This is a genomic window from Klebsiella sp. 54 (assembly GCF_018223875.1).
GTDB lineage: Bacteria > Pseudomonadota > Gammaproteobacteria > Enterobacterales > Enterobacteriaceae > Klebsiella > Klebsiella quasipneumoniae.
The window spans coordinates 1,438,406-1,463,877 of the sequence record NZ_JAGRRA010000002.1 but is presented as its reverse complement, the minus strand read 5'-3'; the positions used below and the strand labels follow the sequence as shown (position 1 = coordinate 1,463,877).

General features: G+C 57.0%; 28 protein-coding genes and 1 pseudogene. 14 read left to right on the top strand and 15 right to left on the bottom strand.

The window, feature by feature from the left end:
* Positions 1–52: 52 nt before the first annotated feature.
* Positions 53–913, top strand: a complete 861-nt coding sequence (blaOKP, locus tag KHQ24_RS08700) for an OKP family broad-spectrum class A beta-lactamase (RefSeq protein WP_117246947.1) — start codon at positions 53–55, stop codon at positions 911–913.
* Positions 914–933: 20 nt separating this feature from the next.
* On the opposite strand, the gene KHQ24_RS08695 is transcribed toward blaOKP, so the two are convergent.
* On the bottom strand, positions 934–1,695 hold the full coding sequence (locus KHQ24_RS08695; RefSeq protein WP_211777227.1) for a DeoR family transcriptional regulator: 762 nt from the start codon (positions 1,693–1,695) through the stop codon (positions 934–936).
* 260 nt (positions 1,696–1,955) lie between these two features.
* Between KHQ24_RS08695 and ltnD the strand changes: the two genes are divergently transcribed.
* The 5 genes from ltnD to KHQ24_RS08670 are packed head-to-tail and all read left to right on the top strand — an operon-like array spanning position 1,956 to position 6,956.
* A complete protein-coding gene (gene ltnD, locus KHQ24_RS08690) occupies positions 1,956–2,858 on the top strand; it encodes an L-threonate dehydrogenase (RefSeq protein WP_004205998.1) in 903 nt (300 codons plus the stop codon).
* An 11-nt stretch (positions 2,859–2,869) separates the two neighbouring features.
* Positions 2,870–4,135, top strand: coding sequence for a 3-oxo-tetronate kinase (gene otnK / locus KHQ24_RS08685; RefSeq protein WP_122543030.1), 1,266 nt, complete (start codon positions 2,870–2,872; stop codon positions 4,133–4,135).
* A complete protein-coding gene (locus KHQ24_RS08680) occupies positions 4,128–4,748 on the top strand; it encodes an aldolase (RefSeq protein ID WP_043519530.1) in 621 nt (206 codons plus the stop codon). Before otnK ends, KHQ24_RS08680 begins: the two co-directional genes overlap by 8 nt.
* Before the next feature lie 4 nt (positions 4,749–4,752).
* Positions 4,753–5,535 (top strand): HPr family phosphocarrier protein, encoded by a 783-nt coding sequence (locus KHQ24_RS08675; protein WP_211777226.1) that lies wholly within the window; start codon positions 4,753–4,755, stop codon positions 5,533–5,535.
* A 56-nt stretch (positions 5,536–5,591) separates the two neighbouring features.
* Entirely contained in the window at positions 5,592–6,956 is a 1,365-nt protein-coding gene (locus tag KHQ24_RS08670; RefSeq protein WP_004206005.1) for a GntP family transporter, read from the top strand.
* A 26-nt stretch (positions 6,957–6,982) separates the two neighbouring features.
* Here KHQ24_RS08670 and KHQ24_RS08665 read toward each other — a convergent pair whose 3' ends face one another.
* A complete protein-coding gene (locus KHQ24_RS08665) occupies positions 6,983–7,891 on the bottom strand; it encodes a helix-turn-helix domain-containing protein (RefSeq protein WP_004206007.1) in 909 nt (302 codons plus the stop codon).
* A gap of 311 nt (positions 7,892–8,202) precedes the next feature.
* Between KHQ24_RS08665 and kbvR the strand changes: the two genes are divergently transcribed.
* On the top strand, positions 8,203–8,814 hold the full coding sequence (gene kbvR, locus KHQ24_RS08660) for a LuxR family transcriptional regulator KbvR (RefSeq protein WP_004206009.1): 612 nt from the start codon (positions 8,203–8,205) through the stop codon (positions 8,812–8,814).
* Positions 8,815–8,843: 29 nt separating this feature from the next.
* On the opposite strand, the gene KHQ24_RS08655 is transcribed toward kbvR, so the two are convergent.
* Entirely contained in the window at positions 8,844–8,963 is a 120-nt protein-coding gene (locus KHQ24_RS08655; protein ID WP_138100189.1) for a small membrane protein, read from the bottom strand.
* Between the two features lie 399 nt (positions 8,964–9,362).
* Here KHQ24_RS08655 and KHQ24_RS08650 point away from each other — a divergent pair, with 399 nt between their 5' ends.
* Positions 9,363–10,580: a diguanylate phosphodiesterase gene (locus tag KHQ24_RS08650; RefSeq protein WP_211777225.1), complete on the top strand. Its 1,218-nt coding sequence runs from the start codon at positions 9,363–9,365 to the stop codon at positions 10,578–10,580.
* 20 nt (positions 10,581–10,600) lie between these two features.
* Here KHQ24_RS08650 and KHQ24_RS08645 read toward each other — a convergent pair whose 3' ends face one another.
* The 3 genes and pseudogenes from KHQ24_RS08645 to KHQ24_RS08635 form a co-directional block, all read right to left on the bottom strand.
* On the bottom strand, positions 10,601–11,113 hold the full coding sequence (locus KHQ24_RS08645; protein ID WP_023318181.1) for a 2-oxo-tetronate isomerase: 513 nt from the start codon (positions 11,111–11,113) through the stop codon (positions 10,601–10,603).
* 169 nt (positions 11,114–11,282) lie between these two features.
* A complete protein-coding gene (locus KHQ24_RS08640) occupies positions 11,283–11,756 on the bottom strand; it encodes an Hsp20 family protein (protein WP_017900339.1) in 474 nt (157 codons plus the stop codon).
* Between the two features lie 450 nt (positions 11,757–12,206).
* Positions 12,207–12,299, bottom strand: a pseudogene (locus KHQ24_RS08635) (hypothetical protein); the annotation flags it as partial.
* Between KHQ24_RS08635 and KHQ24_RS24505 the strand changes: the two are divergent.
* Both KHQ24_RS24505 and KHQ24_RS08630 read left to right on the top strand, forming a co-directional pair.
* On the top strand, positions 12,259–12,354 hold the full coding sequence (locus KHQ24_RS24505) for a YnaM/YnfT family protein (RefSeq protein WP_272481999.1): 96 nt from the start codon (positions 12,259–12,261) through the stop codon (positions 12,352–12,354). The pseudogene KHQ24_RS08635 and the gene KHQ24_RS24505 sit on opposite strands and share 41 nt — an antisense overlap.
* A 338-nt stretch (positions 12,355–12,692) precedes the next feature.
* Positions 12,693–13,364, top strand: a complete 672-nt coding sequence (locus KHQ24_RS08630; protein WP_004206016.1) for an SOS response-associated peptidase — start codon at positions 12,693–12,695, stop codon at positions 13,362–13,364.
* 78 nt (positions 13,365–13,442) lie between these two features.
* Here the strand turns inward: KHQ24_RS08630 and KHQ24_RS08625 are convergent, their stop codons facing one another.
* The 4 genes from KHQ24_RS08625 to dcp all read right to left on the bottom strand — a co-directional run bounded on the left by KHQ24_RS08625 (position 13,443) and on the right by dcp (position 17,761).
* A complete protein-coding gene (locus KHQ24_RS08625; RefSeq protein ID WP_004206018.1) occupies positions 13,443–13,979 on the bottom strand; it encodes a GNAT family N-acetyltransferase in 537 nt (178 codons plus the stop codon).
* Positions 13,980–14,089: 110 nt separating this feature from the next.
* A complete protein-coding gene (locus KHQ24_RS08620; protein ID WP_032455996.1) occupies positions 14,090–14,779 on the bottom strand; it encodes a VIT1/CCC1 transporter family protein in 690 nt (229 codons plus the stop codon).
* A gap of 51 nt (positions 14,780–14,830) precedes the next feature.
* Positions 14,831–15,412: a cytochrome b/b6 domain-containing protein gene (locus KHQ24_RS08615; protein WP_004206021.1), complete on the bottom strand. Its 582-nt coding sequence runs from the start codon at positions 15,410–15,412 to the stop codon at positions 14,831–14,833.
* Between the two features lie 303 nt (positions 15,413–15,715).
* A complete protein-coding gene (gene dcp / locus KHQ24_RS08610; protein WP_004206022.1) occupies positions 15,716–17,761 on the bottom strand; it encodes a peptidyl-dipeptidase Dcp in 2,046 nt (681 codons plus the stop codon).
* Positions 17,762–17,891: 130 nt separating this feature from the next.
* On the opposite strand from dcp, the gene ydfG reads away from it, so the two are divergent.
* Together ydfG and KHQ24_RS08600 are read left to right on the top strand one after the other, a co-directional pair.
* Positions 17,892–18,641 carry a bifunctional NADP-dependent 3-hydroxy acid dehydrogenase/3-hydroxypropionate dehydrogenase YdfG gene (ydfG, locus tag KHQ24_RS08605; protein ID WP_004206024.1) on the top strand — a complete coding sequence of 250 codons (750 nt, stop codon included), beginning with the start codon at positions 17,892–17,894 and terminating at the stop codon, positions 18,639–18,641.
* 91 nt (positions 18,642–18,732) lie between these two features.
* Positions 18,733–19,419 carry a GntR family transcriptional regulator gene (locus KHQ24_RS08600; RefSeq protein ID WP_004206025.1) on the top strand — a complete coding sequence of 229 codons (687 nt, stop codon included), beginning with the start codon at positions 18,733–18,735 and terminating at the stop codon, positions 19,417–19,419.
* Between the two features lie 51 nt (positions 19,420–19,470).
* On the opposite strand, the gene KHQ24_RS08595 is transcribed toward KHQ24_RS08600, so the two are convergent.
* The 4 genes from KHQ24_RS08595 to KHQ24_RS08580 form a co-directional block, all read right to left on the bottom strand.
* Positions 19,471–19,902 carry a universal stress protein gene (locus tag KHQ24_RS08595; protein WP_004206026.1) on the bottom strand — a complete coding sequence of 144 codons (432 nt, stop codon included), beginning with the start codon at positions 19,900–19,902 and terminating at the stop codon, positions 19,471–19,473.
* Positions 19,903–20,169: 267 nt separating this feature from the next.
* Complete coding sequence (locus KHQ24_RS08590; RefSeq protein WP_004206030.1) at positions 20,170–21,633, bottom strand: mannitol dehydrogenase family protein; 1,464 nt, start codon at positions 21,631–21,633, stop codon at positions 20,170–20,172.
* Between the two features lie 270 nt (positions 21,634–21,903).
* Complete coding sequence (locus tag KHQ24_RS08585; RefSeq protein ID WP_064150104.1) at positions 21,904–23,187, bottom strand: MFS transporter; 1,284 nt, start codon at positions 23,185–23,187, stop codon at positions 21,904–21,906.
* A gap of 114 nt (positions 23,188–23,301) precedes the next feature.
* Positions 23,302–23,664, bottom strand: coding sequence for a YnfA family protein (locus KHQ24_RS08580; RefSeq protein WP_072140454.1), 363 nt, complete (start codon positions 23,662–23,664; stop codon positions 23,302–23,304).
* A 108-nt stretch (positions 23,665–23,772) separates the two neighbouring features.
* On the opposite strand from KHQ24_RS08580, the gene KHQ24_RS08575 reads away from it, so the two are divergent.
* Together KHQ24_RS08575 and speG are read left to right on the top strand one after the other, a co-directional pair.
* Positions 23,773–24,114, top strand: a complete 342-nt coding sequence (locus tag KHQ24_RS08575; protein WP_004206035.1) for a DUF1283 family protein — start codon at positions 23,773–23,775, stop codon at positions 24,112–24,114.
* A gap of 66 nt (positions 24,115–24,180) precedes the next feature.
* Positions 24,181–24,741, top strand: a complete 561-nt coding sequence (gene speG / locus KHQ24_RS08570) for a spermidine N1-acetyltransferase (RefSeq protein ID WP_004206037.1) — start codon at positions 24,181–24,183, stop codon at positions 24,739–24,741.
* Here the strand turns inward: speG and KHQ24_RS08565 are convergent.
* Positions 24,735–25,445, bottom strand: coding sequence for a YnfC family lipoprotein (locus tag KHQ24_RS08565; RefSeq protein WP_017900332.1), 711 nt, complete (start codon positions 25,443–25,445; stop codon positions 24,735–24,737). The genes speG and KHQ24_RS08565 overlap by 7 nt on opposite strands.
* Positions 25,446–25,472: the final 27 nt, after the last annotated feature.

Here is a 25,472-nt window from a genome sequence, read left to right as displayed (position 1 = left end):
GCCACACTTTTTCTCGCCTTTATCGGCCCTTACACAAGGAAGTATTACGGTTATGCGTTATGTTCGCCTGTGCCTTATCTCCCTGATTGCCGCACTGCCACTGGCGGTATTCGCCAGCCCTCAGCCGCTTGAGCAGATTAAAATCAGCGAAAGTCAGCTGGCGGGCCGGGTGGGCTATGTTGAAATGGATCTGGCCAGCGGCCGCACGCTGGCCGCCTGGCGCGCCAGTGAGCGCTTTCCGCTGATGAGCACCTTTAAAGTGCTGCTCTGCGGCGCGGTGCTGGCCCGGGTGGATGCCGGCGACGAACAGCTGGATCGGCGGATCCACTACCGCCAGCAGGATCTGGTGGACTACTCCCCGGTCAGCGAAAAACACCTTGCCGACGGGATGACCGTTGGCGAACTCTGCGCCGCCGCCATCACCATGAGCGACAACAGCGCCGGCAATCTGCTGTTGAAGAGCGTCGGCGGCCCTGCGGGATTGACCGCTTTTCTGCGCCAGATCGGTGACAACGTCACCCGTCTTGACCGCTGGGAAACGGAACTCAATGAGGCGCTTCCCGGCGACGTGCGCGACACCACCACCCCGGCCAGCATGGCCACCACCCTGCGCAGGCTGCTAACCACCCCCTCTCTGAGCGCCCGTTCGCAGCAGCAGCTGCTGCAGTGGATGGTTGACGACCGGGTGGCCGGCCCGTTGATCCGCGCCGAGCTGCCGGCGGGCTGGTTTATCGCCGATAAAACCGGGGCCGGTGAGCGGGGCTCACGCGGCATTGTCGCCCTGCTCGGCCCGGACGGCAAAGCGGAGCGTATCGTGGTGATCTATCTGCGGGATACCGCAGCGACCATGGCCGAACGTAACCAGCAGATCGCCGTGATAGGCGCGGCGCTGATCGAGCACTGGCAGCGCTAGCCCGGCGAAGGCCGCGCGCCTTACCCGGCGCGCAGCACCTCGCAGGCGTGCCGGGTGATATGGGCGGCGGCGGCATCGGAGAGATGCCGGTCGGTAATGATGGTGGTAATGCGAGTCAAGGGCAACGCCATAAACGTGGCCACCTGATTGTATTTCGAACTGTCGCACAGCAGGATGCTTCTGGCGCTAACCTGGCTGACGGTCTCCTTGACGGTGACTTTGTTCTCATCAGGGGTGAAAATTCCGCGGCTGTCCCAGCCGCTGGCGGAGATAAAGGCCGTATCGATAGCCAGGTGGCGCAAGGTGCGCGCCGCCGACTCGCCGACGCAGGAGCGGTTCTCCCGGCACAGGGTGCCGCCGGTGTGGATCACCCCGCACTGGCTGGCATCTATCAGCAGCTGGGTTATCTCAAAATCATTGGTGACCACCTGCAGGTCGTCCCGGTCGAGGATGGCCCGCGCCAGCGCCAGAGTGGTGGTGCCGGCATCGAGATAGATGCAGCTGTTTTTGGCAATGAGACTGGCCGCCAGCGCACCGATGACCTGCTTCTCTTCACTCTGCAGGGTGCTTTTCACCAGATGACTGGGCTCTGCGGCCAGCCGGCTGACGGCGCGCACGCCGCCCGAGACGCTGACCAGCAGCCCCTGTTCTTCCAGCTTACTGACGTCCCGACGGATAGTCATATGGGACACGCCGAGGATCTCCGTCAGCTCATTAATGCTTACCGCCCCACGCTGCTCCACCAGGGCTAAAATACGCTGATGACGTTCAATTGGAATCACCGCTCTCCCCTTACCATTTTTTCACACCAGACCACACCACTCACGCCGGGAGCCTGACGATACCCTGTACTGTTATCGCGCTTGACCGCTGTTTTTACGCTATTTTAGGGCAAGAATCGCCGTCGCGCAGCCACTTTCCGCCTGTGAATTTTTTATATTCATGTGGGTTATTCGTGATAACTCTCACATAATTTCACATGATAACGCTTTATTCTATCATTAAATCACATTAATTAACGAATATTCACAAGGAGACCATCATGACTGCACACACTAACGTCTGCGTGATTGGACTGGGTTCGATGGGCATGGGCGCCGCTCGCGCCTGCCTGCAGGCGGGCCTGAACACCTGGGGGGTGGACATCAACCCCGACAACTGCCGCGCGCTGCTGGAGGCGGGCGCCAAAGGCGCAGGCTCCAGCGCGGTGCCTTTCGCCGCTGAGCTGGATGCGGTCGTACTGCTGGTGGTTAATGCCGCCCAGGTGCGGGGGATCCTGTTCGGCGAGAGCGGCCTCGCCGCCCATCTGAAGCCGGGCACCGCGGTGATGGTGTCGTCAACCATCGCCGCCGCCGATGCCCAGGCGATAGCCGTAGCGCTGGCAGAATACCAGCTCTTGATGCTCGACGCGCCGGTATCGGGCGGCGCAGTGAAAGCGGCCGCCGGCGACATGACGGTAATGGCCTCCGGGAGCGATGCCGCCTTTGCCCGCCTCGCGCCAGTGCTGGATGCGGTGGCCGGCAAAGTCTACCGCATTGGGAGCGACATTGGCCTCGGCTCAACGGTGAAAATCATCCATCAGCTGCTGGCCGGGGTGCATATCGCCGTCGCCGCCGAAGCGATGGCCCTCGCCGCCCGCGCCGGCATCCCGCTGGAGACGATGTACGACGTGGTGACCCACGCGGCGGGTAATTCGTGGATGTTTGAGAATCGTATGCAGCACGTCCTGGATGGCGATTACTCGCCAAAATCCGCCGTCGATATTTTTGTCAAAGATCTCGGTCTGGTGAATGACACCGCCCGGGCGCTGACCTTCCCGCTGCCGCTCGCGACCACCGCGCTGAATATGTTCACCTCCGCCAGCAACGCCGGATTCGGCCGGGAAGATGACAGCGCGGTGATCAAGATTTTCAACGGCATTACCCTGCCGGGCCATAAACAGTGAGGAGAGACAAGATGCAGCTTGGTGTCATTGCCGATGACTTTACCGGCGCCACGGATATCGCCAGCTTCCTCGTGCGCAACGGCATGCCGACCGTGCAGCTAAACGGCGTACCGCCCCACGAACTGCCGTTGACCAGTGAAGCGGTGGTGATCAGTCTGAAAACGCGATCCTGCCCGGTGGAAACCGCCGTCAGCCAGTCCCTGGCGGCCCTGCGCTGGCTGCAAGCCCGGGGCTGTCAGCAATTTTATTTTAAGTATTGTTCCACTTTCGACAGCACCGCGCAGGGTAACATTGGCCCGGTACTGGATGCGCTGCTGGCAGAGCTGGGCGAGACGCGGACGGTGATATCACCGGCGCTGCCGGTGAACGGCCGCACGGTCTATCAGGGGTATCTGTTTGTCGGCCAGCAGTTGCTCAATGAGTCCGGGATGCGCCACCATCCGGTGACGCCAATGGAGGATGCCCACCTCGGCCGCTTAATCGAACGCCAGGGCGGCGGTAAAGCGGCGCTGATAGCCTGGCCGGTTGTCGATCAGGGGCCGGAAGCGGTCGCTGCCGCGCTGGCGGCCATCAGCGATCCGGCGGTGCGCTATGTGGTGCTCGATGCCCTTAGTGAACAGCATTTGCTGACCCAGGGGGCGGCGCTGCGGGAGATGAAGCTGGTCTCCGGCGGCTCTGGTCTCGCCATCGGCCTCGCCCGCGACTGGGCGCAGCGCCACGGAACCCAGGGTGAAGGATCCCTGGCGGGCATGCCGCTGCCCGGCCCGGCGGTGGTGCTCTCGGGCTCTTGTTCGCTGATGACCAACAGCCAGGTGGCGGCCTATCGTGAACAGGCTCCCGCCCGCGCCGTTGACTTAAGCGCCTGCTTTACCGATCTCGAAGGCTATGTCGGGACGCTGGCAGCCTGGGTGGACGCAAACCGCGATGCGCCGCTGGCGCCGATGGTCTATGCCACCACCGAGCCGCAAACGCTGCAGCGGATCCAGGCGCAGTATGGCGACAAGGCCAGCAGCGAAAGGGTGGAACAGTTGTTCGCCGCCCTCGCCGCCGCGCTGAAAGCGAAAGGATTCACCCGCTTTATTGTGGCTGGAGGGGAAACGTCGAGCATCGTGGCGCAGACGCTGGGGGTCGAGGCGTTCCATATCGGGCCGACGATCTCCCCTGGAGTTCCCTGGGTGCGTGACACCCGCCAGCCGCTCTCCCTGGCGCTGAAGTCAGGGAATTTCGGCGATATCTCGTTCTTTGCCCGTGCCCAGCAGGAGTTTTGTCATGACTGAGCGACAGCTGCGAGATGAGATGGTGCAAATTGGCGCCTCGTTGTTTAACCGCGGTTATGCCACCGGCTCCGCCGGCAATCTGTCGCTGCTGCTGCCGGACGGCAACCTGCTGGCGACGCCGACCGGCTCATGCCTGGGCGAGCTGCAGGCGCAGCGGTTGTCGGTGGTCACCCTGCAAGGCGAATGGCTCGCCGGCGACAAACCGTCGAAAGAGGTCGCTTTTCACCGGGCGGTCTATTTGCATAACCCGGCCTGCAAGGCGATCGTCCACTTGCATAGCCACTATTTGACCGCGCTCTCCTGCCTGCAGGGGCTCGATCCGCACAATTGTATTCGCCCCTTTACTCCCTACGTGGTGATGCGGGTCGGCGACGTCCCGGTGGTTCCCTACTACCGACCGGGTGACGACCGCATTGCCGAGGCGCTGGCCGGGCTGGCGCCGCGCTATAACGCCTTTTTACTGGCCAACCATGGTCCGGTGGTCACCGGCTCATCGCTGCGCGAAGCCACCAACAATACCGAAGAGCTGGAAGAGACCGCGCGGCTGATGTTTACCCTCGGCAATCGCGAGATCCGTTACCTGACCGCTGACGAAGTGGATGAACTGAGATAAAACCATGCCAAAATTCGCTGCAAATTTATCCATGCTGTTTACCGAGCTGCCGTTCCTGGACCGCTTTGCCGCCGCCGCCGGCGCCGGTTTCGAAGCCGTGGAGTTTCTGTTCCCCTATGAGTATGCCGCCGGGGAAATTAAACAGCGCCTGCAGGAAAACCAGCTGCAGCTGGTGCTGTTTAATACCCCGCCCGGCGACGTTAATGCCGGGGAGTGGGGTCTCGCCGCCCTGCCGGGCAGGAGCGCCGAGGCCCGGCGTGATATTGAGCTGGCGCTGGAGTATGCCCGCCAGCTGGATTGTCCGCAGGTGCATATCATGGCCGGCGTGGTGCCGCCGGGGATGGATCGCGCGGCCTGCGAGGCCGAGCTTGTCGATAACCTGCGCTACGCCGCCAAGTGCTTTGCCCGCCACGACAAGCGAGTGCTCATTGAAGCCCTGAATCCGCAGACCAAACCGGGCTATCTCTACCACAGCCAATATCAGACGCTGGAGATAGCGAAGCGGGTCGACCGGCCAAACATCGCGGTGCAGTTAGATCTGTTTCATGCGCAGAAAGTGGACGGTAATTTAAGCCATCTTATTACTGAGTATGCCGGTCAGTACCGCCATATTCAGATAGCCTCCCTGCCCGACCGCCATGAACCGGACGAGGGCGAGATTAATTATTCATGGATCTATGCGTTACTGGATAAAGCGGGCTATGACGGTTGGATCGGCTGCGAATATATCCCCAGGGCGGATACCCTTTCCGGACTGGAATGGTTTTCGCCCTACCGGAAAAAATAAAGCGCAGTTCTAAAAATATAACTCTCTGTATACCTGTTAATACCCGAGGCAAAACTATGTCGACATCGGCGCTGTTACTTATTGCGTTAGCCAGCGTAGTGCTGTTGCTCCTGCTGGTGATCAAAGCTAAAGCGCATCCTTTTGTGGCGCTCCTGATCGTCAGCCTGCTGGTGGCGTTCGCCACCGGCATTCCGGCGGATAAAATCATTACCACCATTGAAAAAGGGATGGGCGGCCTGCTCGGCCATATCGCCAGCATTATTATTTTGGGATCAATGCTGGGGGTGCTCATTGAAATATCCGGCGGCGCCGAATCGCTGGCGAAAACGCTGACCGGCGTGCTGGGTTCTAAACGGACGATTGCCGCCTTAACCATCGTTGCTTTTATTCTCGGCACGCCAGTCTTCTTTGAAGTCGGCTTTATTATCATCATTCCGTTAATTTACGGCTTCAGTAAAGTCGCTCATATGTCGCCGTTGAAGTTTGGCCTGCCAATGGCCGGAGTGATGTTAACCGTCCACGTGGCATTGCCAACCCACCCTGGCGCGGCGGCCGCGGCAGGTATTCTGCATAGCGATGTCGGCTGGCTGATGCTGGCGGGGATTGGGGTGTCGGTCGTGGTGGGTATCGTGGGTTATTTTGTCGCCCGGTCGATCAATCAGCGCCATTATCATCTGTCGATTAACGTGCTGGAACAGCAGCAAACGGCCGAGGTGCCCGACCTCTCCGTCAACGCGCAGCAGACCCGACTGGCGCCGCCGAATGCGCTGGTTATCGGCGGGCTGATCGTGGTGCCCATCGTGCTGATTGTTTCCGGAACGCTCTGTCAGGCCTTGCTGCTGCCGGAAAACGCGATTCGCCAGCTGATGACCGTCATTGGCACCCCGCCCGTCGCCCTGCTGATCTCCCTGGGGCTGGCCAGCTGGACGCTGGGCATCCGGCGGGGTATGAACCTGAAAAAGCTGGGAGAAGTGACCGGCAGCGCGATCCCCTCCTCGGCGGACGTTATCCTTGTCGCCGGCGCCGGCGGCGCCTTTGGCGGGGTGCTGGTCGCCTCCGGCATCGGCAATGCCTTAGCCGAGGCGCTGGAGACGATTCATCTGCCGCTGATGCCCGCCGCTTTCCTGCTGTCGCTGGTGCTTCGGGCCTCGCAGGGCTCGGCCACCGTGGCGATCCTCACCACCTCCGGCCTGCTGTCACAGGCGGTTGCCGGGCTGGAGCCGCTGCAGCTGGTGCTGGTGACGCTGGCGACCTGCTTCGGCTCACTCGGATTGTCACACGTCAACGATGCCGGATTTTGGGTGGTCACGCGCTATCTGGGGCTCTCGGTGCCGGACGGACTCAAAACATGGACCGTACTGACAACCATCATGGGGGTGACGGGCTTCCTCATTACCTGGCTGCTGTGGTTTTTACTGTGAAGTTTATTTGGGTGGCTCCGGCCACCTTATTGGGTCCCCCTCGCGGGGACTGACTCATTATCGCTGCCCGGCTGCTGAGCCGCCGCTTTCAGCGTCACCGGTATAAAATAGCGTACGTGATAGCACCTCTCTTCTGTATCTCCGCCTTCCGTATGGCGTGCCATGAAACATTCTATGTCATACCCGTCGCGACGGCTTACCCCCAGCGTTGGCAGCAGATCCAGATAGAGATCGCTGGACAAACGGGCATAGCGTGACCAGCTGCCGTAGAAATCAACTCCGACATAGAGTCCCGACCGGGCGGTCAACGTGGACGATGGCTTTCGCGTCTCATGACAACCAACAAAGGCGTTAATCTCGACGTTAAGCTCATTTTGACGCGCCGCGGCGTAATCAGAGAGTATGGAAAGCGAGCCTTCTCCGGTGGTAAAAAAACGGTCAACCTTTTGTCTGATAGCCGTCTTGGCGGTGCGTTGCAGCACCATATCCGACAGGCGCAGTTCATACTTCATCGGGTAGCCATAATAGACCCGCTCCGGCAGGGAACAGATCCGCGCCAATGGCAGACGTTCATCATCAGGGGAGAATTTTTTTAACAGTTTTGCCGTATCCCAGTGCGCTGCGCATCGGTATTCCCGTGGCGAAAGCGAGAACCGTTTCTTAAACTCGCGGGAAAAGGTCTGCGGAGAATCGTAACTTAACTGCCAGGCTATAGCGGCGATCGGTTGCCGCGTTAAGCGCAGACTGACCGCTGCGATGGTCAAGCGCCGCAGGCGAATATACTGCCCGATGGGTAACCGGCCGTATTGATAAAACACCTCGTACACAAACCGACGCGAATAGCCCATATACTGTGCCAGGTCATCGATCGCCGGGTTACAGTAGATATTATCCTCCAGCCACGCCAACATTTTTAAATAGAGCTTCTGCTTCATAAGCACTACATACTTCCTGTAATCTTGTCCTCCGCTAATTCTAACAACAGATACTGGCTATCACTAAGCTTTTTATGCATCGCAAAAATAAAAAATCATCAAAACGCTTAAAACGCTGATCGATATATCCTTAACATTTTGTTTATTAGGAACTTTCGCATACCAATACACCGATATCTCACTTTTCCAGGCAGATATTGCATTAATGAAAAACATCCCTTAGATTACCCCGGCTAAAAAACGTCTGCACCTCACCATTATATTCTTTAATTTATTCTGACACCTTTTTTAATACCCAACAGGGAAGTTATATGACGAATTTTTTGATCAATATAAAAAATCACTATTTGCGGGTTGCTATTGCGGAACTGGTGGATGAAGCGATGAAGACCTACGGGGGATCAGAGTATCAGTTTTCTCAACAATGGAACGCGGATGGGATGGCGCAAGCTAATGTGATCTTCACGGAAATGGTGGCGGGAGAATGGTACCTGTGTCATGACCTGTTTCAGCATGCCCCAGAGCAATACACGCTTTTTATTTTTCAGGATAATGAACAAGCTACCGCCGAAGAGGGTTTACCCAACTGTCTGCGGCAGGCGGTGTTTATGCCTCCCCACGCTCCCGTTCAGCTTCTTAAAGATGAGATAGCCAGCGCGATTCAGCGCTCCCTGCCACCTCATCATGACCCATCCTTCAATCGCCTGCGGCGTTGCATCAATTGCGCCTGCAAGACGGTCAGCGATGCGCAAACCAAAGTCATTTACGCATTCAGTATTGGATTAAGTCCGCATGAAGTCGCCGCGGCGCTTAAAATTAGCCATAAAACAATTCATTCGCATAAAAAGAATATTATGTGCAAGTTCAATTTAAACAGCCGCCAGCAATTTAACAACCTCGTAAAACTACTCGCAAGACGTTAATACAATCGCCATTGTATTACCTCTGCAGCTTATCTTCTGGAACGGAAGACGTAGCGTCTTTTGCGTCTTTCCCGAATGTAAGAAACACCACTCCACAAAGAAATAACGGGGCAGAGAATCAGGCATAAAATAATAAACAAGTCACTCATAGCAGACCTAAAAAAAGAAATTTAACCTGGACTGATATTATGCATTCCATTTTATCGAGGCAAGACCAGCATCGCTTTTTGAGAGCGTGAAATAGAATGGTAGGATAATTCCTGGTGACGAGTATTAACCGGTAAGTTAATACGCTGAGCCAATATTTCCAAAAAGGGCGATCGGTCTGTTTGCCCTTTTTTGCATTGAGCATGCGAAAAAGATAGCTAAACTTTAGATTCCCTGTAGAGTGAAGGTAGTCACCAAGTGAAACTCACGTTCCGCGTGCGGACATCACGGTTAGTTAAAGGGCACCAAACACAGACTCCCTATTTGGGGGGCAGGCCATACTTTTCTCTACATGCGCTGCACAGGCCATCGCAGCTTTGCTGCAGCGACCGGAATGACTAATGCTAACCACCCTGATTTATCGCAGCCAGGTTGATCCTGACCGCCCGCTCACCGATCTCGACGCTTTAATTCATCGCGCCTGCGGGAAAAATACGCCCCTTGGCATCACCGGCATTCTGTTGTTTAACGGCCTGCAGTTCTTCCAGGTGCTGGAAGGGAGCGAGGAGAGTCTGGAGTCGTTATTCCACGAAATACAAAGCGATCCGCGCCATCGCGATGTGGTTGAGCTGATGCGCGACTATTCGGCCTACCGTCGCTTTCGCGGCACCGGGATGCGCATGTTGGATCTCCGTCTTTACGATAACGATGGCGCGCTGGAGGAGATCCTGCGCATTAGCTCGTTCGGGGTCACCGAGCCAATCAACGACCGGATGTTCCGACTGATTAACGCCTTTATCGCTAACGGTGGGCGCTATTGTCTTCCCGAGCCGTTGCAGCCTTCTCGCTGGACGATGAAGGCCGCCGCGGGCACAGCCACGCCGCGTCATCTGCCCGATCAACCCTGCCAGTTTGCCTTGCAGGCTATCGTCGAACCAGCGAAAAAGCGAATCTCCTCCTTTGAAGCGCTGATCCGCAGCCCTACCGGCGGATCCCCTGTGGAGATGTTTGCCGCCATCTCGGCGGAGGATCGTTACCGTTTCGACCTCGAGAGCAAAGCATATGCCTTCTCTCTCGCAGGTCAGCTACCGCTTGGCAAACACCAACTGGCCATTAACCTGCTGCCCGGTTCGCTGTATAACCATCCTGACGCCGTCGGCTGGCTGATGAACAGCCTGCTGGCGGCCGGCCTCAGGCCGGACCAGGTGCTGATAGAGGTCACCGAAACGGAGGTGATCACCTGCTTCGACCAGTTCCGCAAGGTGCTCAAAGCGCTGCGCGTCGCGGGCATAAAGCTGGCCATCGATGACTTTGGCGCGGGTTACTCCGGCCTGTCGTTACTGACCCGCTTTCAGCCTGACAAAATTAAAGTGGACGCAGAGCTGGTGCGCAACATTCATATCAGCGGCACCAAGCAGGCGATTGTCGCCTCGGTCGTCCGCTGCTGCGAGGATTTAGGCATCACGGTCGTGGCGGAAGGCGTTGAAACCCTGGAGGAGTGGTGCTGGCTACAGTCGGTTGGCATTCGCCTGTTTCAGGGCTTCCTGTTTTCCCGGCCTTGTCTGAATGGCATCGGGGAGATTTTCTGGCCGGTAGAGCGCCAGGCTGCGGATCTGTAAGGGCGCAGCGTCCGGTAGCGTCACTGCCAGTGGGCGAGTTTTTCGCCCAGCGCTGCCATGGCGAAGCGCACCGCTTGTGCCACCACTGCCTCGCAGTCACCGGTAAAGCGCATCCGTTGGGTTTCGATCTGGCCGCGAAAGTTCCATGCAAACCATACCGTCCCGGCGGGAGTTCCATCCTCCCCTCCTTCCGGCCCCGCATAGCCGCTGATGGCGATGGCGATATCGGCCCCGGCTAACGTCAAAATACCGGTCGACATTTCCTGAACGCACGCTTCGCTGACAGCGCTATGTACCGCCAGGGTTTCCGCGCGGACCTGGAGCACGTTGCGCTTGGCTTCATCGCTGAAGGTAACCACGCCGGTATCATAAAAGGCCGCGGTATCAGCCTGAGCACAGAGCGCCGCCGCCAGATTGCCACCGGTGCAGGATTCCGCCGTGGTCAGTCGCCAGCCTCTCGCAATAAGCGCCCGGGCCACCCGAGCGGTCAATTCATGGGTATTTTGTGCGTCTTTATCGATTTGGTCCGTCATTCTGACACCTCGCCGACTTTTAGAAGGAACACAGCCTCACAGGCCCTGTTTACAGGATAGCATATCGATTTCTCTGATCGCCGGGAGACCGTTTACGCCTCCTTTAGCGGATAATATAAAGGCCCGCAGCGCGGGCCTTGAAATGAACAACTTTAGGACAGAGGCACAATCAAACTTTATGCTCGATCACCCTGCCTTGATTCTCAATCGCAATTTTGCGCGGTTTTTCGCTCTCGGGTATTTCCTGATGGATAGCAATTTTTAAGATCCCGCTATCCAGCTGCGCCTGATTAATCTGGGCGTGTTCAGGAAGCGAGAAACTGAGCTGGAAATCAGCCCGACGAATGCCTTTATAAATCCAGCCCTGGCTGCCGCCGGAATGATTTTCGGTTTGCGCGCGCTTGCCGGTAATATGTAAATTACCGCCTACGGTCTCTATTTCCAGTTCATCATCTTTCCAGCCTGGTACGCTGACGCTGAGCAGAAAATTACTGTCATCCACTTTCTGTAAATCGTAGGCAGGTAAGGTACCCACCGGCGTATCGCCAGTTAACTGGCTGAAAAGACGGTCAATACGATTAAAGCGATCGGCAAAAAGGGAATCAGCAAATACCGGGAGTGCTGACAAGGTTTTGAGTGCCATCATTAACCTCCTGAATATCCATTCAAAAGCTCAACATAAAGGCAAGCATTGCTTGTCCGCTATATAAAATAATAGCTAAAGCGCGTTTTTCAAGACCTGAAATAAAAATTTTCTTCGTCAGTCACCGTGAGAAATAACCAGGTCAGGTGGCAAAGTAACCCCCGCCCGACGGCGGGGGTGTGGTGCTTCTGAGTCCCATAACTGATGCTGTTTAACATTCAATAAACAGAAGCGACATGTATATATAACTTGTACAATGGGATGTCAACGCCCGAAACACGACGCATCCCCCTGCCAGTGGCTTCCTGCAACAGCGCAGGGAGAAACACGGCTCCCCGCATTATCCCTCCGTCAAGAGCGGTGCCTCGATATGACATCCGCCTCGCTGGCGCCAGACGGAAAGACGCTGGTGAAAAGATAATCCGTCAGGGAAGGAACCTTTCTCGTCCCCCCGTGCCTAATAATCTGCATACGCACTTTCTGAGGCATCATAATGACCAGCATTTTTATCTCTACCACCCTGTTCGCCCTCTTCGCGTCGATGTTGATCGGTCTGGGGATGGTATGGAGAGGCATCTCCAACAACCCGGATAACTAATCTTTTTCTACGCCGTTGCCTTTCGTCTGTTGCAGCGGCGGGTAAACACCCCACCTTCAACTCCATCTACACGCCTTGTTCAGGCGACATATACTCAGTACTTGCGCCTGCGTACATTTTTCGCAATAGCAATTCACATAGTGAATACGTAACTTCAATTAATATATTTCAGGCCAGAATTATGGCCTGCAATATCGGCAACTTAAACAGTATGTGCCCAGGCGTCAGCCTTACGCCTGAGGGAAGGGATCACAATCGCATGATTTCAAAATCATTTCTCACAACGCCCCCTCCCTGATGAACTATGCTTTCCTTTAGACATTATGCTGGAGGTGGCGATGTGCGGACGTTTTGCGCAAGCACAGACGCGGGAAGAATATCTGGCTTATCTTGCCGAAGAGGCTGAATACGATATCCCCTGGGACCCGGCGCCGATTGGGCGGTATAACGTGGCACCCGGGACAAAAGTGTTACTCCTGAGTGAAAGGAATGCGCAACTCCACCTCGATCCCGTTTACTGGGGTTATGCGCCAGGATGGTGGGATAAACCCCCGCTGATCAACGCCCGCGTTGAGACCGCAGCCACCAGCAGGATGTTCAAACCGCTGTGGCAGCACGGGCGGGCGATCTGCTTCGCCGACGGCTGGTTTGAGTGGAAAAAGGCCGGAGAGAAAAAGCAGCCCTACTTCATCCAGCGCAAGGATGGTCAGCCGATATTTATGGCCGCTATTGGCAGCACGCCCTTCGAACGCGGGGATAGCGCCGAAGGATTTTTGCTGGTGACCGCTGCCGCCGATCGCGGTCTTGTCGATATTCATGACCGCCGGCCGCTGGTCCTGGCGCCGGAAGCCGCCCGGGAATGGATGAGGCAAGAAGTCACCGGCGCGGAAGCGGTGGAGATTGCCAGGGACGGAGCCGTCACCGCCGACGATTTCATCTGGCATGCGGTATCGCGGGCGGTCGGCAATGTGAACAATCAAGGGCCAGAGTTAATTGAGCCAGTAGAATGAACGCATGATTCTGTGAGCAATCCCCACCTGATGCGCCGGCTGCGGTGCGATCCAGCCTTGCGAATAAGCGCCCGCGGGTTACCCCGACTGGCTTAACCACTCGCTTAAGGTCAACGAATAGAGCAGACTCGGCGGCGCATCTTTTACATCAGCAATATCGTTAATGTACCTCATCCCGGCTTTCTCGAGAACTTTCTGCGAAGCCAGATGGTTAGCCCGGACAACCGCTGACATCTCCGCAAGTTTAAGCGCCTCGAAGCCATATCTTATCGCGCCAATCGCAAACTCGGTGGCCAGTCCTTTTCCCCATGCCTCAGTGGAAAACCGATATCCGAGATTGTTAATGGTGACATCGTTATAACTGCGTAGACTTACGCCGCCAAAGCCAATGATTTTTTCCGGGGTATCACGCGCCGATATGGCCCAGTTGCCAAATCCGCGATCGTGCCAGTGCGCAAGCCAGCGCTGGAGAACCGTACTGGCATAGTCAATATCCGGATAGGGCCCTGCGGGGTTAAAGGTATTTGTCGCCGGATCGCCATAAATTCGGTATAGATCGACAACATCTTCAGCCATGACAGGGCGAAGACGCAGGCGATGAGTCTCAATATGCAAACGTATCTCCTTGACGAATGAGGTGGGCAGTGCTCCTCCCTGCCGATCAAAACCCTACGATGAGCTCAACCAGTGATGAGGAGCGGTCGAGGAACAGACCCTCGACAATTCTACAATAGTATCTGCCCGGCGATACGCCCAATCCCCATCGAAAAAAGCATGGCCAGCGAGCTCCAGAACGTAATTCTGATGATCGCCCTGACAGGCGGTGCGTTACTCACAACGGAAGAGAGATAGCCCAGCGCAGCCAGTGAAAAAAGTGTAGAAAAGAAGATAGAGATGGATATCAATTTTGCTGGCGATAACAAGGCAACGATCAAAGGCAACCCCGCCCCGACGGAAAAACTCACTGCCGAAAAGAGAGCCGCCTGCAAAGGTCGCGCAGAAAGGACATCCGTTAACCCCAGTTCTTCGCGGGCATGAGCCTCCAGAGCGTCTTTAGCCATAAGCTGCTCTGCTACCTGCCGGGCAAGCGCTGGCTCCACACCACGTTGGATATAAAGTGATGTCAACTCCCGCACCTCTCCCTGATAATCTGCGTCAAGCTCGCTTTTTTCCTGGGCAAGCGCCGCGGCTTCGGTATCCGCCTGGGATGATACCGAAACATATTCTCCTGCGGCCATAGACATGGCGCCAGCAACCAGCCCGGCGACCCCCGCCAGTAGTACACCCGAAGAGCCGCTGTTTGCAGAGGCGACGCCGAGCACCAGGCTTGCGGTTGAGACAATCCCGTCATTTGCTCCCAGAACCGCAGCCCTTAGCCAGCCGACGGTTTCGATGCTGTGTCGTTCAAGATGCATGTCGTTTCCCTTTAAATACGCATCCTCATCGGAATTAGAAAGTGCAGAACATTAATCAATAATCGCTTGTTTCCTTTGACGGCGAAAGGAGAGAAAGATATGCAGCACTCCCATCGCACCATGTGCCCAGAAATAGGTTTCAATGAACACCGTCAGAAACTTATGCCAATGAAGGACTGTTTCCGCCAGCGACGGTGACGCCCATGACGCGGTGTCCAGTACAAACCAGAGTCCACCACAGAGTGCGACCGCTAACAGTGCCAGTACGCCAAGCCCCTGAATCATTGCCGCTATGCCCCCGGCATGGGCTTCAGGAAGACGAAATGTCATCAGCTGTTTACTGTCTTCAACCACACCACGAAAATCAAACGTCGACCAGGCAAAATAGTATCGAAACCCGCGCGTATTAAGCATCCAAACCAGCATCACCGCACCAAGCGCAATCAGCGCTAATCCCGAGACAATATGAAACCATGTGACGACCCCGGTAATATTCAGGTCGCGAAGCGCCTCACTTTCAGTGAAATTAGAGCTAATAATCTGCAGCAGAATCAGGGTGGCGACAATAATATGCAGCATGCGGAAAAAAGGGGTGTCTTTATGCGGTAGTGCATTACGTAACTGTTCGTTCATGATTTGGCCATTTTATGAGAGGATTGGCGAGGTCAGTATCCTGCCTGTTTGTTAATTAAACCTTAACACCCGTGTTTGCAGGGAAATAAGTGGCGCCTGATGTCCTCTTTTTCTGTGTTTGGAAAACGGACAAAGCCGCTGTCACCTGTGCCGCCCCGTTACTGCGACGGAAATATCGCCGGTATAGTTTTTTCTCAGAATTTGAGGGGGGACTGGGGAGAACAGTGTGGAGACATTTGAGGAACAAAAAGGGGTCAATAAACCGGGCATCGCGCCCGGTTATCGTGTCAGCCCGAAATGACCCTACGCACTCAGCCCACGGTTTTCCAGCATCGGCTCAATCTGTGGATCGTGTCCGCGCCACTGGCGATAAAGTTCAGCTAAATCAGTGCTATTGCCGCGCGACAGAATCGCTTCCCGGAAGCGCTGACCGTTCTCACGGGTCAAACCGCCCTGCTCCACGAACCACTGATAGCCGTCATCGGCCAGCATCTGGGTCCACAGATAGGCGTAATAGCCTGCCGCATAACCCCCGCCGAAGATATGGGAGAAGTAGCTGCTGCGATAGCGCGGGGGAACGGCCGCCAGATCCAGTTGCTCATCCCGAAGTATTTTCTGTTCAAACGCATCCACCTCTTCCGGTAACGAAGTGGTCGACAGCGTGTGCCAGCGCATATCGAGCAGCGCGGCGGCTAGCAGCTCGCTCATGTCATATCCTTTATTGAAAGTTGCCGCACGCAACATATTGTCGCGCAGCGCCTCCGGCATCGGCTCTCCGGAGCGATAATGCTTCGCATAGTGGGCAAATACCTGCGGATGGCTGGCCCAGTGTTCGAAGATTTGCGACGGGAACTCGACAAAATCCCGCGGGGTATTGGTGCCGGAGAGGCTGGCATAACGCTGATTGGCGAACAGCCCGTGCAGGGCGTGGCCAAACTCATGGAACAGGGTGATCACCTCATCCCATGACAACAGCGCGCTCTGCTCGCTCTGCGGCCGGGTGTAGTTGCAGACGTTATAGATAACCGGGCGCTGCTCCCGCAGGGTCGACTGTTCGACAAACACGTCCATCCAGGCGCCGCCGCTCTTTGAATCGCGCGCGAAATAATCACCATAAAACAGCGCCATCCCTTCGCCATTGTGGTCGAAGATCTCCCAGACCCGCACATCCGGGTGGTACACCGGGATGTCAAAGCGCTCCACGAAGCGGAGCCCAAAGAGCTGCGATGCCGTCCAGAAGACGCCGTCCTGCAGCACGCGCTCGAGGGCAAAATAGGGTTTAAGCTGCGCGTCATCAATGGCATAGGCAGCCCGCCGCACCTGCTCGCTGTAGTAAAGCCAGTCCCATGCCTGCGCGTGAAACGCCCCGCCTTCGTTGTCGATCACCTGCTGGATGTCCGCCAGCTCACGTTCCGCCCTCGCCCGCGCCGCCGGCGCGATCTGACGCATAAAGCCCAATGCCTCCGCCGGGGAAGCCGCCATTTGATCGGTCAGCGCCCAGCTGGCGTAATCTGCCGCCCCCAGCAGTTCCGCCTGCTGCGCGCGGATCGCCGCCAGCCGCAGCACCAGACGACGGGTATCATGCTCATCGCCCTGCTGATTGCGCGTCCAGCCGGCGGCGAAAAGATTTTCCCGCGTTTGCCGGTCGCGCAGCGCAAGCAGCTGCGGCTGCTGGGTGGTGTTGGTCAGCGTCAGCAGCCAGCGATCGCTGAGCCCTTTTTCGCGCGCCGCCTCGGCAGCCGCCGCTATCTCCTCATCGTTCAGGCCATCCAGTTGATGCCGGTCATCGACCACCAGGCCGCCGCTTTTCGCCGCCCCCAGCAGCCGCTGCTGGAACTGACTTTGCAAAGTGGCCGCTTCAGTGTTCAGCGCGCGCAGCACCGCCTTCTGCGCCGGGTCCAGCGTTGCCCCGGCGTGAACAAAACGTTGCCATGTCAGGGTCAGGAGACGCAGGGATTCGCCGTCAAGCGCGAGCGTCTCGCGCTGTTCGTAGACGCTGTTCACCCGCTGGAATAAGGCCTCGTTGAGCCAGATGTCATTCCCCAGCCCGGCGAGCTCGGCGGAAAATTGTTCATCCAGTGATTGAAGATAAGGGTTGGTATGGGCGCCGGCCATGGCGAAAAAGACCCGCGTCACCCGCGCCAGCAGCTGTCCGCTCTGCTCCAGCGCCTCGAGCGTGTTGGCGAAACTGGCCGGCTGCGGATTGTCGATAATGGCGCGGATCTCCTCGCGCTGCTGCCGAACGCCCTCATCAAACGCCGGCCGATAGTGACTGTCTTCGATCAGGTCAAACCGCGGCGCCTGATAAGGCAACAGACTGACGCTAAAAAAGGGGTTTTGTTCGGACATCTTTCTCTCCTGCACAGGCTAATCCTGTAAGATTAGGCTTCTCCTTAAGGGGTCGCAATGATTTCCGTTACCGGTCGCCGCCTGTGCGTGCTATGGTATGAAAACACAAAAAGCGTTGAGGAACAGTAAGATGATTATCATGGTCACCGGCGCCACTGCCGGTTTTGGTGAAAGTATTACTCGCCGTTTTGTCGCTAACGGTCATAAAGTGATTGCCACCGGACGTCGCGAAGAGCGCCTGAAGACGCTGAAAGACGAGCTGGGCGATAATCTTTATATCGCGCAACTGGACGTCCGCAACCGCGCCGCTATTGAGACGCTGATTGCCGACCTGCCCGCCGAGTGGCAGGCTATCGATGTGCTGGTGAACAACGCGGGTCTGGCGCTCGGCCTGGAGCCGGCGCACCGCGCCAGCGTGGAAGACTGGGAAGATATGATCGACACCAATAATAAAGGGCTGGTGTACATGACCCGCGCCGTCCTGCCGGGCATGGTGGCGCGCAATCGCGGCCATATCATCAACATCGGCTCCACGGCGGGCAGCTGGCCTTATGCTGGCGGTAACGTCTATGGGGCGACCAAAGCCTTTGTGCGCCAGTTCAGCCTCAATCTTCGCACTGACCTGCACGGCACCGCGGTGCGCGTCACCGACATCGAGCCGGGCCTGGTGGGCGGCACCGAGTTCTCTAACGTCCGCTTTAAAGGCGATGACGCCAAAGCCGGTAAAACCTACGAGAACACCGAAGCCCTGACGCCGGAAGATGTGACCGAGGCGGTCTGGTGGGTGGCCACCCTACCGAAACACGTCAACATCAACACCCTGGAGATGATGCCGGTGAGCCAGAGCTTTGCCGGGCTCAGCGTTCACCGCCAGGGCTAACCGTCAGCCACCCGGCCTGATGGCCGGGTATGGGCGGAACCGCAAAAAACGCGTAAAATAGTGCGCATAACCCCATAAAAAGTAACCATCAATGGCCGCAGAATCGCAACTGAATCCGACGCAACCCGTTAATCAGCAAATTTATCGCATCCTCCGCCGGGATATCGTTCACTGCCTCATCCCGCCTGGCACGCCGCTGTCGGAGAAAGAAGTCTCCGTGCGTTTTGCGGTATCTCGTCAGCCGGTGCGCGAGGCCTTTATTAAGCTGGCGGAGAATGGACTTATCCAGATCCGTCCCCAGCGCGGCAGCTACGTCAACAAAATCTCCCTGTCTCAGGTGCGCAATGGTTGCTTTGTCCGCCAGGCGATTGAGTGCGCGGTGGTCCGCCGTGCCGCTGGCATGATTAACGATGAGCAAGTCTATCAGCTGGAGCAGAATCTCCATCAGCAGCGTATTGCCGTCGACCGCCAGCAGTTAAACGATTTTTTCCTGCTTGATGATGAATTTCACCAGAAGCTATCGGTTATTGCCGATTGTCAGCTGGCCTGGGATACGGTGGAAAACATCAAAGCCGCCATTGACCGCGTGCGCTACATGAGCCTTGACCATGTCTCCTCCCCGGAGATGCTTCTGCGCCAGCATCACGAAATTTTTACCGCGCTGGAAAAACGCGACGCTGAGGCAGTCGAGAAAGCCATGAGTATTCATTTGCATGAAATCAGCGAATCTGTGCTGCTGATCCGCCAGGAGAATCGCGACTGGTTTAGCGAAGAGTAAGGACCAGACGGCTGCGAAATAAGGCTGACGCAGCCGTCGTGACGGAGGGGATTATCTGACCACCAGCACCGGCGTTTTGGCGTAGCGCAAAATGGACTCGGCGTTGGAGCCCAGCAGATGGGTGGAGATCCCCGGTTTGCGGGAGCCAATCACTATCACATCGAACGCTTCGTTGTTACTGATAGCCAGAATTTCATCGCGCACGTTACCAAACACGACCCGGGTATGGATCCGTGACATTGGCAGGTCGAACAGTCGCGCCACCTCGCGCATCTTTTTCTCTGACTCTTCCTGCATATAGGCTTCGAATTTACGAATATCCGCCGTAAATCCGCGTAATAACGAACGGCTGCTGTTCGGCAGGACGTTGAGCAAGGTGATCTCGCCATTTTCCGCCGATGCGAGAAATTCCGCGTGACGCACTGCCTTATCGCTTAAATCCATTTCAAAAACATCAACAGGCAATAAAATCTTTTTATACATGGCCCGCACTCCTTTTCCAGAGAAAATGATTTTTCAATAACTTAACTATGCCATTTTTGCGGTGAATGACCAGCCATTATTCGGAAAAATAACAGCTAATTATCTTTAGTAAATCAGGGAAATATAGAGTTATGTAAGGACATTGCGTTCGATCATATTTTTAGCCTGCTAAAAGCGATCAACAGCAAAAAAGATTTATCAGCGGAACCGTGCAGAAACAGCAGAAGAGCCGGTGTCGACCCCATGACCGACACCGGGAACAAATGATTATTGCGCCTCAGCCCATGCGGCAACGGTGGCTTTCGCCCCCTGACGCTGTAGCGCTACATAGGCGCGGGTCACCGCCGAGACGAACCGCGCTTCCTGCGGCAGCTCCCGGCCAAAGATGGCCTCAATGCCCAACAGCGCTTTGACGCGCGCTTCGCCATCGGCGCTGGCGGCTACCGCCTGCTGGATCACCGGCAGCAGCGGATCGCAAATTTCGATTGCCTGGCCGGCGTCGTCAACACCGCCGACATAGCGCATCCACCCCGCCACGCCCAGCGCCAGCAGCGTGAAGTCATGCTGGTGCGCCAGATGCCAGCGTACCGAGTCCAGCATGCGCTGCGGCAGCTTCTGGCTACCGTCCATTGCAATCTGCCAGGTACGGTGTTTGAGCGCCGGATTGCAGTAGCGGTCAATCAGCAGACTGGCATAGTGTGACAGATCCACCCCCTGCACTTTTAAGGTCGGGGCCTGCTCGTCCAGCATCAGCGCCAGCGCCGCGCGGCGGTAGTTGTCATCCTGCATACAGTCGTTGATATGCTGATAACCGGCCAGATAGCCGAGATAGGCGAGGAACGAATGGCTGCCGTTGAGCATCCTCAGCTTCATCTCTTCGAAAGGCACCACATCGGCGACCAGCTCCGCCCCCGCTTTCTCCCACTGTGGACGTCCGGCGACAAAATTATCCTCAATCACCCACTGGCGGAACGGCTCACAGGCCACCCCAGCCGGGTCGCGCACGCCGGTCAGCTGTTCAATTTTATCGAGGGTTTCCGCGGTCACCGCCGGGACAATGCGGTCCACCATGGTCGACGGAAAGGTGACGTTCTGTTCTATCCATGCCGCGAGGTCCGCGTCCAGCGCCCGGGCGTAGGCGCAAACGACGTTGCGCATCACATGACCGTTTTCCGGCATGTTATCGCAGGACATCACGGTAAAGGCAGGCAGCCCTGCCGCCCGGCGGCGCGCTAAAGCCTCCACCACCACGCCCGCTGCCGATTTCGGCTGGCGCGGGTTAGCGAGATCGGCGGCGATCAGCGGGTGATCGAGCTGCAGCTCGCCGCTGGCGGGCGAATGGCAATAGCCTTTCTCGGTAATGGTGAGGGAGACAATGGCCACCTGTGGCTCACACATCGCCGAAAGCACGGCCTCGAGACCATCGACCTGGGCATGCAGCGCCTGCTTCACCACCCCGACCACGCGCGCGGTCCACGCGTCGGCGGACATTTCGGCCACGGTATACAGCAGATCCTGCTGCCGGAGATCGGCGATTTGCTGCTCGCCGCCAATCAGGTTGACTTCAGTGTAGCCCCAGTCACTGCCGTACTCGCTGGCCAGTATATCGGCGTATACCGCCTGATGGGCGCGGTGAAACGCGCCAAAACCCAGATGGACGATACGGGGGACCAGCGCGTGGCGATCGTAGCCGGGCAGGATGGCGTTAGCGGTTAAGAGGGTGTTTTCCATGGTAACTCTCGTTGTTATGTGGCTCATCAACCATTCTCTGGGAGAACTCTCGAGGAGAATGCCTTTGTGCCTCAACCATCTCACGCAATTGGTATAACATCTTTGATTTCTGTCAACTACCATACAAGAAGCTTTTTGCCGGGTTGTGCTCGCTGGCGATCGGTCACAAAATCTTTGAGATGACAGAAGAAAATCCGCCACGAAGCGGTAAGAGAAGACGGATCATGGCGCAGGCCACGCCTCCCTGCGGGCCTGTTGCATAACGACCGGTTAATCGATGCGGGTTTTGACGATAAAGAAGTAGCACAGCGCCCCGGCGAAGGTCACGCCGGCGGCGATCACCAGCGCCAGATTGAAAGAGTGGGTGGTATCCACAACCCAGCCGGTGACGATCGGCGCGAAGGAGGCAAACACAAAGCTGCCAAAGTTCTGGATCGCCGCCACCGACGCCACTTTATGTTCCGCCACCAGCACCTGTACCAATCCCCAGGCCGAGGTGCCAGCGAAATGGACGCAGAACAGCGCCATGGAGATAAACGCCACCGCCTGGGTCGGCGTGTTTGATTGCACCACCAACAGCGTGCCGAGCGCGGAAAGCACCAGTCCGGCGACAATCGCCGTTTTGCGGGTTTTCGCCAGATCGTAGCCTCTGCGCGCCAGCGCATCGACCACCAGCCCATTGACCCACATGCCCACCGCCGCAGCGAGAAACGGGATCGCCGCCACCCAGCCGGTTTTAGCAAGGCTCAATCCCTGCTGCGCCTGCAGATAACCCGGCAGCCACGCGATATACAGCCAGCCGGTATAGTTCACCCCGGAGAAGCCGAGGATCATCCCCCAGGTGGTACGTCGTTTAAACAGCGCCAGCCATTCGCTCAGTTTCAGCGCCGGTCGGGCCGCCTCCTCGCTGGCCAGATAGCGTTGCTCCTCCTCCTGCAGGGTGAATTGCCGCCGGTTACGGTATCCCACATACCAGCACAGGCCGACCAGGATACCGGCTAAACCAATCACCACAAACATTGTCCGCCAGCCCCAGGCCAGCTGCATGATGACCAGCGCCGGCGGGGCGATGGCCTGACCCAGCACCGTCGAGGAGTTAAATATCCCCACCGCTGTGCCGCGCTCTCGTTGCGCATACCAGTCGTTGATCGATTTCACGCCGGCGGGCATAAACGGCGCTTCGCCGATCCCGAGGCCAATGCGCAGCAGAATAAAATGCGAGAACGAATTGACTATCCCGGTCAGGGCCTGCATCGCAGACCAGAATATTAGCCCGGCGCCCAGCACAACCCGCGGTCCGAGGCGATCCAGCAAAATGCCCGAGGGCAGTTGCGCGAAGCCGTAGGAGAGCGAAAAAGCGGAGAGCAGCACCCCGAACTCGGTGGCGCTCAGACCCAAATCGGCGCGTATCGCCTCCCCGGCGACGCTCAGGGAAGAGCGGTCCAGAAAGTTAACGATACCGGCGATAAACAGCAGCGTCAGGGTGATCTTCTGCACCCGACGGATGCGCAGCGGCGTTGCCCCCGCCTGTGGGGCAAATGTCTCAATAGCCATCGTTGTTCCTTACAGAGTCATAACCCAATATGATGTCTGATAAGTAAGGCAACAGGTCGACTACCATACAAGAATTAGGGTTTAAAAAAGTGGCAGGGATCACATTAGACGGGCTTATGCCCGTCCCCAGCCCGCCACGATGATCAGCATCCCGCACAGCGCGATGGCCGCCCCCGCCCAGTCATAATGGGTTAATTTGACTCCGTCAACGACCCGCAGCCAGAGCAATGCGGTACAAACATACACGCCACCGTAGGCGGCATATACCCGCCCGCTGGCGGTTGGATGGAGCGTCAGGAGCCAGACGAACAGCCCCAGCGCCAGGCCGGCGGGGATCAGCAGCAGCGGCGTGGCCCCGCGTTTTAACCATAGCCACGGCAGATAGCAGCCGACGATTTCACACAGAGCGGTGGCAAAGAACAGCAGCGTGGTTTTGAGCATTAAAAGATTCGTAAAAGAGACAAAGCGTTGAACTATTCTACGCGATAATAGCCCTTTCCCTACGCTGTTTTGTCGGCTATGCCGGGCAAAACAGCTGTAGTAAACTTAACCTGAGGGTTAACCCATCACCTAAAGGAAATCGTGATGAACATGACACTGAACAAACGCTGGTGCCTGACCGCCATTCTGGCGTTAAGCGCCGTGGTCTATACCTCCAGCTCATTCGCAGCCACCGACCGGCTGGTGATTGAGTCAGGCGACAGCGCGCAAAGCCGTCAGCAGGCGTCGATGGAAAAAGAGCAATGGAACGACACCCGCAGCCTGCGCCAGAAGGTGAACAAACGGGCGGAAAAAGAGTGGGACAAAACCGATGTCGCCTTTGACGCGCAGGATAACTGCCAGAAGAGCGCCAACGTCAATGCCTACTGGGAACCAAACACCCTGCGCTGCCTTGACCGCCGTACCGGCCGGGCGATCAATCCCTGAGCATGCTGGCGCCTGCGGGCGCCGCCTTTCCGTCCCCTCTTTTCCGCTTTGACCACAGGAATTCCCATGACCGACGCGCTACACGTCAGACTCCGCCCCCTTGAGCGCGAAGATTTGCGCTTTGTTCACCAGCTCGACAACAACGCCAGTGTGATGCGCTACTGGTTTGAAGAGCCCTATGAAGCCTTCGTTGAGCTTTCCGATCTGTACGACAAGCATATTCACGACCAAAGCGAGCGTCGCTTTGTGATCGAATGCAATGGCGATAAAGCCGGACTGGTGGAGCTGGTTGAAATCAACCATGTGCACCGCCGGGCCGAGTTCCAGATCATCATCTCGCCCGACTTCCAGGGAAAAGGCCTCGCCACCCGCGCCGCGCGGCTGGCGATGGACTATGGCTTTACCGTGCTCAATCTGTATAAGCTGTATCTGATTGTCGATAAAGAGAATGAAAAAGCGATCCATATTTACCGCAAGCTCGGCTTTATGGTCGAGGGTGAACTGATCCATGAGTTTTTCATTAACGGCGAGTATCGCAACACCATCCGCATGTGTCTGTTCCAGCATCAGTATCTGGCGGAACACAAAACGCCGGGGCCGTCCCTGCTGAAGCCGACGGCTCAGTAATAATCAATGCGGTTTTTAATCGTGTAGTGGCGGGTCAGCGGCGGCTGGACGCTTTCATCGATCACCTGCAGCTCACAGCTCAGCGGATTGTCATGGCGATCGTAGTCGCAGGTCTGGCGCACTGTGCCCAGCGTGCGGTCGTTGAAGGTGCTGATGGCGGTATAGTCCATTTTCTTGCGCGGATCCTTCGACGGCGTGGAGGCAACGGTAAATCGCTCCTCTTTGGCGGTGGTGGTTTTCCCCAGCGGATAGCCATCGCTGTCGTAGCGGTAGGTGGCGGTGGTCTCTTTGCCGCGGGCGCTAATAATAAAGCCGTTATCATCCGTTTCCCAGCTCACGCCGGTGGCGGGCATCTCCGCCAGCTGACATTTCCCCTGCAGACGCAGCCGCTTCTCATGGGTGCGGCCATCGACGTAATAGTTGGCGTCCAGCAGCAGCGTCGCGCCGGTGTTATTCTCCACATCCTCCAGCGTCAACAGATCGAAACATCCCTCTTTTGACAGCTGCGCGCTCACCTTTTTGACCACCACATCGTGTTCGTCCAGTAGGGTCTGGCTAAAATCTTTCACCGGTCCGCGCAGCGGATCGAACTCAAACTCATTGGAAAAACTCGCCATCTCCGGGGTGAAGGCTTCCGGGACGCTTTCGCGGTCGCACGCCGTCAGCAACAGCGCGGTCGGGATCAGCCAATACAGTCTTTTCACAGGTGATTCCTTTTGTGTACATCCAAT

Excerpts from the sequence above, each read along its gene's own strand:
- blaOKP (WP_117246947.1), top strand. The coding sequence starts at position 53 with ATGCGTTATGTTCGCCTGTGCCTTATCTCCCTGATTGCCGCACTGCCA.
- ltnD (WP_004205998.1), top strand. The coding sequence starts at position 1,956 with ATGACTGCACACACTAACGTCTGCGTGATTGGACTGGGTTCGATGGGC.
- otnK (WP_122543030.1), top strand. The coding sequence starts at position 2,870 with ATGCAGCTTGGTGTCATTGCCGATGACTTTACCGGCGCCACGGATATC.
- KHQ24_RS08680 (WP_043519530.1), top strand. The coding sequence starts at position 4,128 with ATGACTGAGCGACAGCTGCGAGATGAGATGGTGCAAATTGGCGCCTCG.
- KHQ24_RS08675 (WP_211777226.1), top strand. The coding sequence starts at position 4,753 with ATGCCAAAATTCGCTGCAAATTTATCCATGCTGTTTACCGAGCTGCCG.
- KHQ24_RS08670 (WP_004206005.1), top strand. The coding sequence starts at position 5,592 with ATGTCGACATCGGCGCTGTTACTTATTGCGTTAGCCAGCGTAGTGCTG.
- KHQ24_RS08665 (WP_004206007.1), bottom strand. The coding sequence starts at position 7,891 with ATGAAGCAGAAGCTCTATTTAAAAATGTTGGCGTGGCTGGAGGATAAT.
- kbvR (WP_004206009.1), top strand. The coding sequence starts at position 8,203 with ATGACGAATTTTTTGATCAATATAAAAAATCACTATTTGCGGGTTGCT.
- KHQ24_RS08655 (WP_138100189.1), bottom strand. The coding sequence starts at position 8,963 with ATGAGTGACTTGTTTATTATTTTATGCCTGATTCTCTGCCCCGTTATT.
- KHQ24_RS08650 (WP_211777225.1), top strand. The coding sequence starts at position 9,363 with ATGCTAACCACCCTGATTTATCGCAGCCAGGTTGATCCTGACCGCCCG.
- KHQ24_RS08645 (WP_023318181.1), bottom strand. The coding sequence starts at position 11,113 with ATGACGGACCAAATCGATAAAGACGCACAAAATACCCATGAATTGACC.
- KHQ24_RS08640 (WP_017900339.1), bottom strand. The coding sequence starts at position 11,756 with ATGGCACTCAAAACCTTGTCAGCACTCCCGGTATTTGCTGATTCCCTT.
- KHQ24_RS08630 (WP_004206016.1), top strand. The coding sequence starts at position 12,693 with ATGTGCGGACGTTTTGCGCAAGCACAGACGCGGGAAGAATATCTGGCT.
- KHQ24_RS08620 (WP_032455996.1), bottom strand. The coding sequence starts at position 14,779 with ATGCATCTTGAACGACACAGCATCGAAACCGTCGGCTGGCTAAGGGCT.
- KHQ24_RS08615 (WP_004206021.1), bottom strand. The coding sequence starts at position 15,412 with ATGAACGAACAGTTACGTAATGCACTACCGCATAAAGACACCCCTTTT.
- dcp (WP_004206022.1), bottom strand. The coding sequence starts at position 17,761 with ATGTCCGAACAAAACCCCTTTTTTAGCGTCAGTCTGTTGCCTTATCAG.
- ydfG (WP_004206024.1), top strand. The coding sequence starts at position 17,892 with ATGATTATCATGGTCACCGGCGCCACTGCCGGTTTTGGTGAAAGTATT.
- KHQ24_RS08600 (WP_004206025.1), top strand. The coding sequence starts at position 18,733 with ATGGCCGCAGAATCGCAACTGAATCCGACGCAACCCGTTAATCAGCAA.
- KHQ24_RS08595 (WP_004206026.1), bottom strand. The coding sequence starts at position 19,902 with ATGTATAAAAAGATTTTATTGCCTGTTGATGTTTTTGAAATGGATTTA.
- KHQ24_RS08590 (WP_004206030.1), bottom strand. The coding sequence starts at position 21,633 with ATGGAAAACACCCTCTTAACCGCTAACGCCATCCTGCCCGGCTACGAT.
- KHQ24_RS08585 (WP_064150104.1), bottom strand. The coding sequence starts at position 23,187 with ATGGCTATTGAGACATTTGCCCCACAGGCGGGGGCAACGCCGCTGCGC.
- KHQ24_RS08575 (WP_004206035.1), top strand. The coding sequence starts at position 23,773 with ATGAACATGACACTGAACAAACGCTGGTGCCTGACCGCCATTCTGGCG.
- speG (WP_004206037.1), top strand. The coding sequence starts at position 24,181 with ATGACCGACGCGCTACACGTCAGACTCCGCCCCCTTGAGCGCGAAGAT.